Genomic DNA, 14208 nt, shown 5'->3' on the forward strand with positions numbered 1-14208 from the left:
CAAGGCGTTTTGCCGGAGAAGTATCCAATTTGTGGGAAAGCTCCGGATGGCAATCGCATTCGGGCTGGCGCTGGTGTCGTTGGGGGCGATCGTCTGGTGCACCGTCGCGGCCCGGCCGGTGGCGGCGCCCGTGGTGCCGCCCGACACGGCGGCGCCCAACCCGTGGGTGAGCGCCGCCGGCCGCGCCGACGCGGCCGCGAACTCGGCCCGCAAGGCGAGCACGGAGGTGCTGCTCTCCCGCGCCGTTGACGCCGACCTGACGTCGGTGCCCGCCGGGCGGCTCGACCCCCGGCAGCGCCAGATCAAGGTGACCGTCGTCCACACCCTGCGGATGGCGCCCACGGACCCGCTGCTCGGGGCGCTGCGCCAGGGCGGCGGGTTCCCCGGCACGCTCCAGCAGGTCACCGACGCGGTCTTCGGCGCGGTCAAGGTGGACGGGCCCGGCCTGGCCCCCACCACGCGCCTGGCGCCGATCCTCGACACCGACGCCACGGGCACCACGGCCGTCTTCACCGTCACGCTGCTGCGCCAGGTCGGCAAGGACGCGCTGCTCACGCTCGGCTTCGAGGCCCCGAACGCCTTCCCGCTGATCGTGGAACGCCGCACGATCGCCGTGCTGCCCGGCGCGTGGACCGTGCTGAGCCAGGAGGGCATCACGCCGATGCGGGAGCAGGCGGACTGGCTGCAGTTCGCCATCGGCGCGTACCCGGTGGCCCTGACGCTGGCACCGGAGTCCTACGGCTTCCCCGACGTGGCGCGGGAGAAGGACTTCTCCTGGGCCACCGCGCTCGGCGTGCTGACCGCGGTCGTGCTGCTGGTCTTCCTGCTGCGCTCGCTGGGCCGCGGCTGGTGGCGCCGGCTGCCCAACAAGGAGCTGGTGATCGGACTGGCGCTGACCGCGCCCACGCTGGTGATCCCGCTGGTGGCCGACGACTGGTCGGCGGTGACGTACGTGGTGCTCTTCGTGGCCGTGCCCGCGCTCGTCCTGCGCTACGCCGGCCGCGTGCTGCCCACCAGCCCGCCGTGGAACACCCGCGACCTGCTCGTGGTGACCGGGCTCGGCGTGGTGGTCGGTCTCGGCATGCTCATCTGGTCGTGGCTGCACCAGGAGCTGGCCGGCCCGGTGCTGCTGGCCGGCGGGGCGGTGGCGGCGCTGGCGGCGGCCGGGGCGGCGGTGGGGTTCAGCGTGGACCTCGGCGTCAGGCCGGTGATCGTGCGGCTGGCCGTGCTGTCGGCCGAGGCCGCGATCGGGCTGCTGGCGCTGGCGCTGTGGCTGCGGGCGCTGCTGGCCGGGGTCTACCCGCCCGACAGCACCCGCCTGGTGCTGGCCCTGGGCTGGGCCATGATCCCGATCGGCGCCGTGGCGGTGGCGACCAAGCAGTGGAGCCGCGGCGCGGTGGTGGTCGCGGTGCTGGTCAGCCTGCTGGTGCAGGGCTGGCCGACCGAGTGGCTGGACACGGGCTCGTGGAGCCTGGCCGTGCCGCAGGCGGTGCCGTCGGTCGGCTTCCTGCGGCTGGACCCGATCGTGCGCGGGGTGCTGGGGCTGCTGCTGCTCGGGTTCGTGATGCTGGTGCTGCGGCTGCGGCGGCTCGGCGGGCAGCTCGCGGCGGTGGACAGCCCGGTCGCCGAGTCCACCATGATCGCCGTGCTGATGGTGCTCTACATCACGCCGAGCGGCATCACGACGCTGGCCGACATCAACGTGCCGCTGCCGCTGCTGGCGATCACCTCGATCGTGGCCTGGGCCACCGCCCGCTGGCTGCTCACCGGGCCGCACGTGGCGGTCGTCGAGCCCACCACCCAGGAGCAGCACCGCCAGCTCGTCAGGGCGGCCATCCACAAGCGGCTGCTGCTGGTGGCCGAGCAGGAGTTGTACAGGGTCGGGCGCCTGCGGCTCGGCTCGGGCGACATGTCGATGGCCGAGTTCGACCAGCGGCGCCACGCCCTGGAGGCGGCGCTGCACCAGCACGGCCGCCATCCGGAGACGGCCTTCGCCACGGCGGCCGGCTGCACGCCCTGGCACAACGGCGTGCACGCCTTCACCGTCGGCCTGCTGCTGAGCCTGCCCTTCACCATCGTGTACGGCCTGCCGGAGGGCGTGGACCTGACCACCTGGCTCTTCGACGCCCGCTACCTGCTCACCCTGCCCGCCTTCGGCTTCCTGTTCGGCTACTTCTACCCGCGCGTACGCGGCACGCAGCCGATGACCAAGGCCCTGCACCTGACCGCCGCCGCCCTGCTCACCGAGCTGTCGGGCTATCTGTCGACGCTGGCCGAGCCCGACATCGGCGCGTGGGACAAGGCCCAGGTGCTCGGCATCGTGGTGGGCCAGGGGACGCTGGTGTGCATCGGCCTCGGGTTGTTCTGGGAGTGGCGGATCATGCACCTGGCCGACGAGCCGTGGGCCCGGGTGCGCAACCTGCGCAGCGTCCGCAGCCTGGCGGCACCGACCCTGGCCCTGGCGCTGGCGGTGGGCACGACGGCGGTGACGTCGGCGGCCGGCACCACCGTGGACCACATCCTCAAGGGCGACCAGGTGTCGAGCGGCCAGCCCTGACCCCGGCGGCGCCCGGCCGGCGTCACCGGCGCGGCAGCTCGCTGCCCCGCACGTGGGCGCAGAGCCAGTCGACCAGCGGGGCGAAGTCGCGCCAGGCGCGCGCCACCCGGGGGCGGACCTCGGGGGTGGACAGCCAGGGCTCGGGGTCGAAGCGCGCGCCCGCGTGCAGGGACTTGTGGCGCAGCAGCTCGATGCGGGGATGGTCGTCGTCGAAGCCGCGCGGGCGGGTCTTCAGCCGCTCGCCCCCCAGCGTGTAGCCGGCGGCGGCCAGCGCCTCGGTGACCGCCGCCAGGGGCTTGCCCGACAGGTCTTCGTCGACCGCGGCGCGGTAGCGGGCCACCTGGTCGGCGGCCTGGGTGTAGCAGCCGCCCGCGACGAACAGGCCCCGCGCGCTGATCTCGACGTAGAGCCCGATGCCGGGCAGGCGCTCGGCGAAGGCCCCCTGGTGCGTCTTGTAAGGCGACTTGTCCCTGGCGAAGCGCACGTCCCGGTGCGGCCGGAACAGGTGGGCGGGCCCGAACTCGGCGGCCAGCTCGTCGGTGAGCGCCAGCATGGGCGCCCGGACGGCGTCCTCGTAGAACCGCTTGTGGTGGGCGAAGTAGGACTTGGAGTTGTCCGCCTCGAGGCCCTCGTAGAACAGGAACGCCTCGTCGGGGAAGCCGGTGAAACCCATGCCGCAAGAGTGCCACGCGGCACCGACAGGACGGCGCTCCGGCCCTCGTTCAGCGGGGGTCGCGTTCCAGGTACTCCCGGCCCGGCACGAGCGCGCGGCCGTACAGCTCGGAGACCGTGACGAAGGTGAACCCCTTGCGGGCCAGCGTGTCGAGCACCTGGGGCACGGCGTCCACGGTCGTGCGGTGGACGTCGTGCATGAGGACGATCGCGCCGGGCGTGGCCGTCTCGGCCCGCCGGGCCACGGTCGCGGTGACGCGGTCGCGCCAGTCCAGGGTGTCGAGGCTCCAGAGGATCTGCGCCAGCCCCTCGCGGCGGGCCTCCGCCGCCACCTGGGCGTCGGTGGCCCCGTACGGCGGCCGCATGAGCCGCATCCGCACCCCGGTGAGCCGCTGCACGAGGTCGCCGGTCTGCCGCAGCTCGCGCCGGACCCCCTCCTCCGACAGCGCGGCCAGCGCCGGATGGCTCCAGGAGTGGTTGCCGAGCTCGTGGCCCTCCTGGGCGATGCGCCGCACGAGCCGCCCGTCCCGGTCGGCGGCCACCATCTCGCCGATGACGAAGAAGGTCGCCCGGACGTGCCGCTGCGCGAGCAGGTCCAGCAGCCGGCCGGTGTGCTCGCCGGGCCCGTCGTCGAAGGTCAGGGCCACGCACTTGATCCGCGCGCAGTCGAACCTGCGGCTACGGGGCCAGCCGGGCTGCTGGTCCGCCAGCCGCCTGGCGAGCTGGCCGGGATCGACCTGCGCCGCCCGCATCGGCACGACCTGCGGCGCCCTGGCCGCGTGCCGCTGCGCCACCGACTGGGTGACGCAGACCGCCAGGGCGAGCAGGGCCAGCGGCATGACCCAGACGCGCATGATTCCCCCCATAGGCCGCGAACGGGGGGCTCACATCATGGATAGTCCTGGGCCGGCGTCCCCCGCAGCTCCCTGACCAGGTCGTCCCACCAGAGTGGGACATCGGCCTGCAGTTCCTTGTGGCGGCGCGCCACGCGTATGGCACATCCGACCGGATCCGTACCCAGATGCCGACGTTTCACCAGTCCTTCCTGCCATCGGTAAAAACCATCCCGGTAACGGACGACCAGCCCGATCCATACGCAGACGGTCTCGCCGTCGCCCAGTTCGTACGCGCTGGTGACGCCCAGACCATGAAGCTCCAGGTGCAGCTTCTCCGTAGCCGCTCGGGCTTCACTCACACGCCACCCCCGCCGACGTCTCGCCGCACACCCAGGGATGTACCCAGCAAGGGGCAACCGCCGTCCAAGACATGGAGTAATCATGAAACTCCGTCGCGTGATAAGGAAGGCGTTCGACGTTATTGGTCATGCGGCGCGCGCGGCTCGGCGACGACCATGATGATGCGCAGCTCACCGGGGCCGCGGTTGGCGTAGCGGTGGGGGCGGTCGGCGGTGAACAGCACGGCGTCGTCCTTGCCGATCACGTGGGTCCTGCCGTACACGGTGAGGGTCAGCTCGCCCTCCAGGACGGTCACCATCTCGCGGGTGCCGGGCGGGTGGGCGTCGCCGTCGTGGTGCCGGCCGGGGCCGATGTGCCAGTCCCACAGCTCCAGGATCATCGGCGAGTCGGCGCCGACGAGCAGCCGGGCCCGGACCTCGTCCTGGGTGAAGGTGACCACGTCGGCCTTCTCCACGATGCGCACCATCGGCACGTCGGCGACCTCGACCAGCCGGGCCACGGTGACGCCGAGCGCGGAGGCGATGCGGGTGAGGGTGGACACGCTCGGGTTCGTCCGGCCCTGCTCGACCTGGACGAGCATCCCCCGGCTCACGCCCGACCGGGCCGCCAGCTGGTCCAGCGTCAGGCCCCGATGGGAGCGCTGGTAGCGGACGTTGTTGGCGATGGCCTGGTTGATGAGCTCGGGATCTTCCATGTGGTGCAGTCTAGTGACAAGTGGTTACACTCCATTGCACCCAATATGTTGTACTAGATGTGCAATGCAGTGAACCGGAAGGAGCGGCGATGACCGCGGTGATCCTGGCGACCGCGTGCGCGGTGGTGTACGGAACGGCGGACTTCTTCGGCGGCCTGGCCACCCGGCGCACCCAGGTCCTCTCGGTCGTCGTGCTCTCGCAGCTCGCCGGGCTGGCGCTGGTCCTCGTCCTGATGCCGGCGCTGCCGGGCGCGCCCGGCGGCCCCGCGCTGCTGTGGGGGCTCGCCGCCGGGCTGTCGGGCGCGGCCGGGCTGGCGCTGTTCTACCGGGCCCTCGCCACGGGCGTCATGTCGGTGGTCGCGCCGGCCACGGCGGTGACCTCGGCGGCGCTGCCGGTGTTGTTCGGGCTGGCCACGGGCGAGCGGCCGCAGTTCTGGGCGCTGGTGGGCGTGGTGCTGGCGCTGGGCTCGGTGCTGCTGGTCAGCCAGGACCGCTCGGCCGGCGGGCGCGGCGCGTCCGGCGGGCTGGCGGCGGCGCTGCTCGCCGGGGCCGGGTTCGGCGGCTTCTTCATCCTGCTCGCCCTGGCCCCGCGGGACGCGGGCCTGTGGCCGCTGGTCGGGGCCCGCCTGTCGTCGGTGGCGGCGGTCACGGCGGTGGCCCTCGCCACCGGGCGGGCACTGCGGCCGCGGGCGGGCACGCTGCGGGTGATCGTGGCGGCGGGCGTGCTCGACATGGTGGCCAACGTCCTCTACCTGCTGGCGCAGCGGCAGGGGCTGCTCAGTCTGGTGGCCGTGCTCGTCTCGCTCTACCCGGCCAGCACGCTGCTGCTGGCGAGGCAGGTGCTCGGCGAGCGGCTCAACGGCGTCCAGGTGGCGGGCGTGGCATGCGCGCTCGGCGCGGTCGCCCTGATAGCCGTTGCGTAGTCCCGGCGGGGCTTGTTACGTTTCGCCCGTGCGGCCCGACCGGGCACGGATCAATGGCGAGGGTCTGAGGCACGTCGGCGTGCCGTACGACTCTGATGACGCCTTTGTCCGTCTCATCGTGCCGCGCGTACGGGCCGCGCTCACCGAGGGCCGGCGGGTGCTGGCCGTCATCTGCGAGGCCAAGCTGGGCCTGCTGACCGACGCGCTCGGCCGCGACGCCGCGCGCCTCGACTGCCGCCCGGCCTCCTGGTACGGGCACCCCTACCGGGCGCTGGCCGCCTACCACGAGTACGCCCACGACCGCCGCACGCTGGTCGTCGGCGAGCCCGTCTGGCAGGGCCGCAGCGAGCGCGAGCTCAGGGAGCTGATCCGCTACGAGTCGGTGCTCAACGCGGCGCTCCTGCGCTGCTCGGTGGTCATGCTCTGCCCGTACGACCTGCGCGTCGTCCCGCCCGCCGTCCTGGACTACAGCGAGATCAGCCATCCGCTGCTGCTCGGCGGCACCGGCGAGGCGCCGAGCACCCGGTTCGTCCAGCCCCAGGACCTGGTGCTGAACGGCGACCGCGCGCCGCTGCCGGCGCCGGGGCCCGGCGCGCTGACCATCGACTTCACCGCCCGCGAGCTGAAGCCGCTGCGCCGGCGCGTGGGCGAGTGGGCCCGCGCGGCCGGCATGGACCACAGCCTGGTCACCTCGCTGGTCATCAGCGTCTCGGAGATCGCCGCGAACAGCGTCGAGCACGGTGCCGGGCACGGCACGATCACCATGTGGAACGCCGGCGGGGAGCTGGTCTGCGAGATCGCCGACTCCGGCGGCGCGCTGGACGACCCCTTACCCGGCTACATACCACCCGAGCCCGAGTCCCCCAGGGGATACGGGCTCTGGATCAGCAGGCAGCTCTGCGACCTGGTGGAGCTGCGCGCGGAGGGCGGCGTGCTGCGCGTCCGCCTCCACCTGGGCCTGAGGCCCGCTTAGGCCGCTCAGGCCGCGCGCTGGTCGGGGACGCGGATCGCGCCCTCCTCGCGGGCGTAGTCCTCCAGCATGCCGCGGAGCTGGCGGCGGCCCCGGTGCAGGCGGGACATCACGGTGCCGATGGGCGTGCCCATGCGCTCGGCGATCTCCTTGTAGGCGAAGCCCTCCACGTCGGCCAGGTAGACGGCCACCCGGAAGTCCTCGGGCAGGGATCGCAGGGCGTTCATCACGACGCTGTCGGGCAGCTGGTCGAGCGCCTCGGTCTCGGCCGAACGCAGCCCGGTGGAGCTGTGCGACTCGGCCGCGTGCAGCTGCCAGTCCTCGATCTCGTCGGCGGCGGAGAGCTTGGGCGAGCGCTGCTTCTTGCGGTAGTCGTTGATGAAGTTGTTGGTGAGGATGCGGTGCAGCCAGGCCTTGAGGTTGGTGCCCTCGCGGAACTGGTGGTAGGACGTGTACGCCTTGGCCACCGTCTCCTGCACCAGGTCCTCCGCGTCGGCGGTGTTGCGGGTCAAGCGCATGGCGGAGGCGAACAGCTGCGACGTCACGGGCACGACGTCGCGCTCGAACCAATCCTGGCGTTGCTCATCGGTCATAGTGATCAAAATTCATTCCCCCTTGCGCTTTCCCCCGTTTCGGCAATGGCCGCCTGCCGACGGTCCTATCTTGGCAAGTCCCGGTTAAGGGACGCGTTAGCGAGGATCCGCTCTGGTCAGAACCGCATTGGTCATAAGGGGTTTCCGTCCATCTGCTCGCGGCGTGCGTGGTCACGTCCACGGCCGGACAAGTCTCGATATCATAACACTACCTACCCGATATCGCACGAATAGTGGTAAGAGTCACAGGCGATAGCGTAGGTACATGTTCTTCGAAGACCGTTCCGACCTGGGGACGCGCCGGTGGGTGGCGGAGGCCATACTCAAGGTGGAGGCCGACGCCAACCGGAGTTGCGATACACACCTTCACGTCTTTCCGCTGCCCTCGCACTGGGGAGTAAACCTCTACTTGAAAGACGAGTCCGTGCACCCCACGGGTTCACTCAAACATCGGCTCGCCCGCTCGTTGTTCCTCTACGGGCTGGCCAACGGCTGGATCGGGCCCACCACCACGATCGTCGAGGCGTCCAGCGGCTCCACGGCGGTGAGCGAGGCCTATTTCGCCAGGCTGCTCGGGCTGCCCTTCATCGCGGTGATGCCCGCCGCCACCTCGCCGGAGAAGATCCACCTCATCGAGTTCTACGGCGGCAAGTGTCATCTCGTGGCCGATCCCGCCGCGATCTATGACGAATCTCACCGGCTGGCCGCCGAGACCGGGGGCCACTTCATGGACCAGTTCACCTACGCGGAGCGGGCGACCGACTGGCGTGGGAACAACAACATCGCCGAGTCCATCTATTCCCAGATGGCGATGGAGCCCCACCCCGAGCCGGCCTGGATCGTCGTGGGCGCCGGCACCGGCGGCACGTCCTCGACCATCGGCCGCTACATCCGCTACCGCCGCCACCCCACGCGCCTGGCCGTGGCCGACCCCGAGGGCTCGGCCTTCTACCGGAGCTGGACCACCGGCGACAGCACGGTCACCGCGCCCGGCTCCCGCATCGAGGGCATCGGCCGGCCGCGCGTGGAGCCGTCGTTCCAGCCGTCCGTCATCGACCGCATGATCGCGGTGCCCGACGCCCGCTCCATCGCCGCCATGCACTGGACCCGCGAGGTCACCGGCCTGGACGTCGGCGGCTCCACGGGCACCAACATGGCCGCCTGCGTGCAGCTCATCGACGAGATGCGCCGGGCGGGCGAGCGCGGCAGCGTCGTCACCCTCATCTGCGACAGCGGCGACCGCTACAAGGGCACCTACGGCGACCCGGCCTGGCTCGCCGCGCAGTCGCTCGACCTCCGGCCCCACCTCGCCGAGCTGCGTGCCTGGCTGGCCCAGTAGCGCGCCGGGCCGGTGGCTCGGCTACGCCAGTAGCTCCGCCAGCCGGGCGGCGTTGCGCTGGGAGTTGTCGGCGCAGCAGTTGTTGGTGATCACGTGCGTGGTCTCCGCCCGGCCGGACAGCTCCGCGATCCGCGTCGCCCACGAGCGCAGCTCCTCCTCGTCGTACAGGTAGCCGAACCGCTCCTCGATGATCCGGCTCGTCCACTTCTCCGAGTGGCCGTGCAGCCGGACGACGGCGAGGTCGGAGGTGGCGGCGAGCACGGGCGGCACGGAGGACGGGTGCCCCTGCGGCATGTCCACGCACACGTACGGCAGGTCGTGCGCGGCGAGGAAGTCCAGCGTGCCGGCGCGGTGCTCGGCGTCCATCCAGGCGGCGTTGCGGAACTCGACGCAGATCCGCATCGGCCGGCACCGGTCCCGGCAGCGCACCAGGTAGCGGCGGCTGCCCTCCCCCGGCGGGAACCAGGGCGGGAACTGGAACAGCAGCGCGCCCAGCTTGCCCGCCTCGTGCAGCGGCGCCAGCGCGCTCAGGAACCGGTCCCACACCTCCTCGACGATCTCCGGCGGCAGGTCCCGCTGGTAGCGGGGGCGTTTCGGGTCGCCGCCGAGCGCCTCCCGTAAGTCCTTGTGGAGCGCGGCCGGCCGGGTCGGGTGCTGGGTGAGCAGGGAGAACGCCTTGACGTTGAAGGTGAACCCGGCGGGCGTGCGGGCGCACCACAGCTCGGCGGTGCGCCGCGCCGGCGGATGGTAGTACGTCGCGTCCACCTCGACCAGCGGGAACCGGCTCGCGTAGTAGGCCAGCCTGGTCTCGGGGGTGCGCGCCTCCGGCGGGTACCAGCCGGAGTCGAGCAGCGACTTGTCCGTCCACGACGCGGTGCCGACGAGGATCTTGCCCATGCCGCGCCCCGTACCCCGCGAGCGCGCGCTCTCACCTCGGGCTCCCGCTCCGGCCCAGCTCCGGCAGCCGGACCCGGCGCAACGGCGAGCGCGCCACCGCCGCCGCGACGGCCAGCCAGCTCACCCCGGCGGCGGCCATCAGCGCGTACGCGTCACGCACCCGTGACTCGAACGCCCCGGCCGCGATCGAGGCGAGCGGGATGGACAGGAACGCGATCATCCGGGCCGTGCCCAGCACCCTGCCCAGCAGGTGATCGGGGATGAGGCGCTGGCGCACGGTCGCGGTCGCCACGACGGAGGTCCCGGCCGCCGCGAACTGCCCCATCCAGGCCAGCCCGATCGCCACCGGGCCGCGCGCGGCCACCATCGCCAGCATCGACACCCCGCCGGCCGCGATGGCCCAGCAGATCAGCCGCACGGGCGCGACCGTACGGATCAGCCGGCTGCCCAGCCACGCCCCGAGCACCGCCCCCGCGCCCTGGAAGGCGTAGACGACGCCGATCTCGCCCGGCGTGAACCCGTGGTAGGAGCTGAGGTAGTACACCAGCCCGGCCAGCAGCAGCCAGACGCCGAAGTTGCAGGCCAGCGCGTACAGCGCGGTGGTCAGCACGATCCTGTCGCCGCACGCCAGGAAGGCCAGGCCCTCGCGCACGTCCGCCACGATCCTGGCGCGCGGGCCCGGCGGCTGGGGAGCCGTCCTGATCAGCGCGATCAGCAGCGCCGACACCAGGAACGTCGCGGCGTCGGCGTAGACCGCCGCCTGGTAGCCGAGGCCGACCACGATCGCGCCGCCCGCCACCGGTCCGACCAGGTTGACCGCGTGCTCGCCGACGTGCAGCCGGGCGTTGGCCTGCGGCAGCCGTTCCACGGGCACCAGGGCGGGCACGATCGAGCGGAACGCGGGCTGGTAGAGCGGCTCCACGCAGGCCAGCAGGAACGCCACCGCGTACAGCGGCCACAGCCGCCCCACCCCGGCCGTGACCAGGACCCCCAGCAGCACGGTGATCGCACCGGCGGCCAGGTCGCCCGCCACGAGCAGCCGCCGCCGGTCCAGCCGGTCCGCGAGCACGCCGCCGACCATGCCGAGCGCCAGGTACGGCAGGTACTCCATGACGTAGACCAGGCCGGTGCCGAGGGCGGAGCCGGTCAGGTCGTACACCAGCAGGGGCAGGGCCAGCCGGTAGATCCAGGTGCCGAGCGACGAGCCGAGGAACGCGCTCAGCAGGAGCCAGTACCGGGCGCCCACCGGATCACGCCTCGGTCAGCGCTCGCCCGACGTCCTCGTCGCCCGGAGCCAGCTCGGCCGCGCGCAGCAGGTCCCGCCGGGCCCGCTCGGGCAGGCCGGCCGCCCGGTACACCATCGCCCGGTTGAACAGCAGCTCCGCGCTCTCCTCCACGGTGAGCGCGCGGTCCAGGTCGGCCAGCGCGCCCTCGTGGTCGCCGTGCTCGAAGGCCAGCTCGGCCCGGCCGGCCCAGGCCGGCGCCAGGTGCGGGTCCAGCTCCAGCGCCCGGTCGTAGGCGGCCCGGGCCCGCTCAGGGCGCCGCGCGGCCTGCTCGACCTGGCCGAGCACGCACAGCAGGTGGGGGTCGCCCGGCGCGGCCGCCAGCCCGGCCTCCACGTCCTTCCTGGCCAGGTCGTACGCGCCGGTCGCCGCGTGGAGCCCGGCGCGGTTGACGTAGGCGGGGGCGAAGCCCGGGTCCAGCTCCAGCGTGTGGTCCAGGTCGGCGCGGGCGCCCGCCAGGTCGCCCGCCTCGAAGCGCAGCTCGGAGCGGTTGTAGTACGCCTCGGGGAAGGGCGGGCTCAGCCGCATGACGGCCTCGTAGTCGGCCAGCGCCTCCTCCGGGCGGCCGAGCCCGTGCAGCAGGTTGCCCCGGTCGAGGTAGTAGTCGGGGTAGCCGGGGTCGGCGGCGACGGCGCGGCCGTAGTCGGCCAGCGCCTCCTCGGGGCGGCCGGTCAGGGCCAGGAGCTGGGCGCGGTTGGCGTACAGGACCAGCCGGTGGATCGGGTGCTCGCCGGCCAGGACGGTCTCGGCCAGGTCGAGGGCCTGCCGTACGAGCTCCAGCGCGGCCGCGGGGCGGCCCCTGCGGACCTCGACGAGGGCCTTGCCGTTGAGGTCGAAACCCAGGTGGAAGGCGCGCTCGCGGGGGTCGGGCAGCAGCGAGGTGATGGTGACGGCCTCGTTGATCCAGGCCAGCGCCTCCTCCGGGTCACGCCGGGCGGGGTCGTGGTGGCGGACCAGGATCATGGCCGTGGCGTAGGCCGTGGTGGCGCGGTGCTTGGGGTCGGTGACCCGGCGGCGGGCCTCGTCGTAGAGCTCGCGGGCCTCGTCCTCGCGCCCGATCGCCTCCAGGGCGTTCGCGACCCGCTGGAGCAGCCGCTCCCAGCCCGCGGGGTCGTCCTCGTACGCCGTCGCGCGCAGCCTGGCCAGCCCCGACTCGGTCATGGCGTGGTGGAAGCCCTCGTCGCGGTAGCGGTCGAAGTCCTCGGGCAGCGGCCCCGCCGACGGCGCCGACGGGCCCTCCTCCAGGCGCAGCAGGCCCGGGTCGAGCCGGCGGCGCAGCACGGCGACCAGCTCGGCGTCGGTGGGGTCGGCCTCGTCCAGGTTCGTCACGGTGACCGCGAGCGCGCCCGCCCGCTCCAGGTGGTCGCGGACGAACTCGGCCAGCCCGTTGGCCAGCCTGAGCGTCCGCCGCGCCCCGGGGACCAGCACCCGCTGGGGCCGGGGCAGCTCGTCGGCGAGCGTACGCCTGCGGGCCGGCACGAGCGGGCGCAGGCCCGGCGCCGCCGCCCGGATCTCGATGTCGTGCGCGGCGACCAGGCCCGGCCAGGACTCCAGCGCCTCCGGGACGAGACGGCCGAGGAGCGCGGCGGCGAAGGTGTACGGCCCGCCACCGCGGCGGTCGGCGTCGATGACGATCGTGTTCACGTGATCTCCCCCGTGCGGCCGGCACCTCGGGCGAGGCGCCGGCCCGGTCGGCTCAGCCGACGTGCCTCGGTGCGGCAGCGGCGGTGAGCTTCACGGTTCCCGGCCGGTGAACGACGATCTTCTTCATGGAGCGCCCTTTCGCGTGCGTGCCTGTCGCGACGATCATTGATGACCGGTACATGTCAGCACGGCGGAAAGTCGCCGAACAAGATTCTTTCTGGTAAGGGCCATTTCACCCTTGTTTACGGCATGCCCGAAATGCCTCAGTCGCCGAGGATGGCGTCCACGAACACCTCGGGATCGAACGGCGCCAGGTCGTCCGGCCCCTCGCCGAGCCCCACCAGCTTGACCGGCACGCCCAGCTCCCGCTGCACCGAGATCACGATGCCGCCCTTGGCGGTGCCGTCGAGCTTGGTCAGCGCGATGCCGGTGATGTTGACCACCTCGGCGAACACCCGGGCCTGGCGCATGCCGTTCTGGCCCGTGGTGGCGTCGAGGACGAGCAGCACCTCGTCCACCGTGGCCTTCTTCTCGATGACCCGCTTGACCTTGCCCAGCTCGTCCATGAGACCGGTCTTGGTGTGCAGGCGGCCGGCGGTGTCGACGATGACCGCGTCGGCCTTCTCCTCCATGCCCCTGGCGACGGCGTCGAAGGCCACCGAGGCCGGGTCGGCGCCCTCGGGACCGCGCACGGTGTCGGCCCCCACGCGCTCGCCCCACGTCTGGAGCTGGTCGGCCGCGGCGGCGCGGAAGGTGTCGGCCGCGCCGAGCACGACCTTCTTGCCGTCGCCGACGAGCGAGCGGGCGAGCTTGCCGGTGGTGGTGGTCTTGCCGGTGCCGTTGACGCCGACCACCAGCACCACCGCGGGCCGCTCGCCGTGCTTCTGGACGTGCAGGGTGCGGTCGAGCTCGGGATCGATCTGCGCGAGCAGCTGCTCGCGCAGCAGCGCGCGCACCTCCGCGGGCGTACGGCTGCCCAGCACCTTGACCCGGGTGCGCAGCTCCTCGACCATCACCTGGGTCGGCGCGACGCCGACGTCGGCGGTGATCAGGCTCTCCTCGATCTCGTCCCAGACCTCGTCGTCGAGCCGGTCGCGGGACAGCAGCTCCAGCAGGCCGCGGCCGAGCGCGTTCTGGGAGCGGGCCAGCCGCGAGCGCAGCCGCACCATCCGGCCCGCGGACGGCGGCGGCACCTCGATCGCGGGCTTGACCACCATCGGCTCGGCCGGCGGGGCGGGCGGCGGCAGCGTGGTGGTCGCGCCCTCCCGCTCCTCGCCCGCGGCGGCCGGCGGCTTCTCCGTCTCCTCCGGGATCGGGAGGGTCTCGGGCGGCTTGACCGGCGGGGCCTTGCGGCCCGGCCTGAACAGCAGGAAGAGACCGCCGGCCGCCAGCAGGGCGACGACGGCCACGATCACGATGACGCCGAGGTAACTCTCCACA

At 72.8% G+C, this 14208-nt stretch carries 13 protein-coding genes; 4 read left to right on the forward strand and 9 right to left on the reverse strand.

The window, feature by feature from the left end:
- Positions 1-46: 46 nt before the first annotated feature.
- Positions 47-2557: a hypothetical protein gene (locus AB0H75_RS23925; RefSeq protein WP_367799531.1), complete on the forward strand. Its 2511-nt coding sequence runs from the start codon at positions 47-49 to the stop codon at positions 2555-2557.
- A gap of 22 nt (positions 2558-2579) precedes the next feature.
- Here AB0H75_RS23925 and AB0H75_RS23930 read toward each other — a convergent pair whose 3' ends face one another.
- The 4 genes from AB0H75_RS23930 to AB0H75_RS23945 all read right to left on the reverse strand — a co-directional run bounded on the left by AB0H75_RS23930 (position 2580) and on the right by AB0H75_RS23945 (position 5119).
- Positions 2580-3230 (reverse strand): DUF2461 domain-containing protein, encoded by a 651-nt coding sequence (locus AB0H75_RS23930; protein WP_367799533.1) that lies wholly within the window; start codon positions 3228-3230, stop codon positions 2580-2582.
- A 49-nt stretch (positions 3231-3279) separates the two neighbouring features.
- Positions 3280-4083, reverse strand: coding sequence for a polysaccharide deacetylase family protein (locus AB0H75_RS23935; RefSeq protein WP_367799535.1), 804 nt, complete (start codon positions 4081-4083; stop codon positions 3280-3282).
- Positions 4084-4118: 35 nt separating this feature from the next.
- Positions 4119-4424, reverse strand: a complete 306-nt coding sequence (locus tag AB0H75_RS23940) for a hypothetical protein (protein WP_367799537.1) — start codon at positions 4422-4424, stop codon at positions 4119-4121.
- Positions 4425-4543: 119 nt separating this feature from the next.
- Positions 4544-5119, reverse strand: coding sequence for a helix-turn-helix domain-containing protein (locus tag AB0H75_RS23945; RefSeq protein WP_367799539.1), 576 nt, complete (start codon positions 5117-5119; stop codon positions 4544-4546).
- An 89-nt stretch (positions 5120-5208) separates the two neighbouring features.
- Here AB0H75_RS23945 and AB0H75_RS23950 point away from each other — a divergent pair, with 89 nt between their 5' ends.
- Together AB0H75_RS23950 and AB0H75_RS23955 are read left to right on the forward strand one after the other, a co-directional pair.
- The gene (locus AB0H75_RS23950; RefSeq protein ID WP_367799541.1) at positions 5209-6042 is read left to right on the forward strand and encodes an EamA family transporter; all 834 of its coding nucleotides are present in this window, start codon (positions 5209-5211) and stop codon (positions 6040-6042) included.
- A gap of 79 nt (positions 6043-6121) precedes the next feature.
- Complete coding sequence (locus AB0H75_RS23955; protein ID WP_367799543.1) at positions 6122-7015, forward strand: anti-sigma factor RsbA family regulatory protein; 894 nt, start codon at positions 6122-6124, stop codon at positions 7013-7015.
- A gap of 5 nt (positions 7016-7020) precedes the next feature.
- Here AB0H75_RS23955 and AB0H75_RS23960 read toward each other — a convergent pair whose 3' ends face one another.
- Positions 7021-7605 carry a sigma-70 family RNA polymerase sigma factor gene (locus AB0H75_RS23960; RefSeq protein WP_367799545.1) on the reverse strand — a complete coding sequence of 195 codons (585 nt, stop codon included), beginning with the start codon at positions 7603-7605 and terminating at the stop codon, positions 7021-7023.
- 265 nt (positions 7606-7870) lie between these two features.
- Between AB0H75_RS23960 and AB0H75_RS23965 the strand changes: the two genes are divergently transcribed.
- A complete protein-coding gene (locus AB0H75_RS23965; RefSeq protein ID WP_367799547.1) occupies positions 7871-8944 on the forward strand; it encodes a PLP-dependent cysteine synthase family protein in 1074 nt (357 codons plus the stop codon).
- Between the two features lie 21 nt (positions 8945-8965).
- Here AB0H75_RS23965 and AB0H75_RS23970 read toward each other — a convergent pair whose 3' ends face one another.
- From AB0H75_RS23970 to ftsY, 4 genes are all read right to left on the reverse strand, one after another.
- Positions 8966-9841 carry a DUF72 domain-containing protein gene (locus tag AB0H75_RS23970; RefSeq protein WP_367799549.1) on the reverse strand — a complete coding sequence of 292 codons (876 nt, stop codon included), beginning with the start codon at positions 9839-9841 and terminating at the stop codon, positions 8966-8968.
- 31 nt (positions 9842-9872) lie between these two features.
- Positions 9873-11087, reverse strand: coding sequence for an MFS transporter (locus tag AB0H75_RS23975; RefSeq protein ID WP_367799551.1), 1215 nt, complete (start codon positions 11085-11087; stop codon positions 9873-9875).
- A gap of 4 nt (positions 11088-11091) precedes the next feature.
- Complete coding sequence (locus AB0H75_RS23980; protein WP_367799553.1) at positions 11092-12768, reverse strand: tetratricopeptide repeat protein; 1677 nt, start codon at positions 12766-12768, stop codon at positions 11092-11094.
- A 263-nt stretch (positions 12769-13031) separates the two neighbouring features.
- Positions 13032-14207, reverse strand: a complete 1176-nt coding sequence (gene ftsY / locus AB0H75_RS23985) for a signal recognition particle-docking protein FtsY (protein WP_367799555.1) — start codon at positions 14205-14207, stop codon at positions 13032-13034.
- Position 14208 lies beyond the last annotated feature (1 nt).

Source organism: Nonomuraea sp. NPDC050783, from assembly GCF_040802095.1.
Lineage (GTDB): Bacteria > Actinomycetota > Actinomycetes > Streptosporangiales > Streptosporangiaceae > Nonomuraea.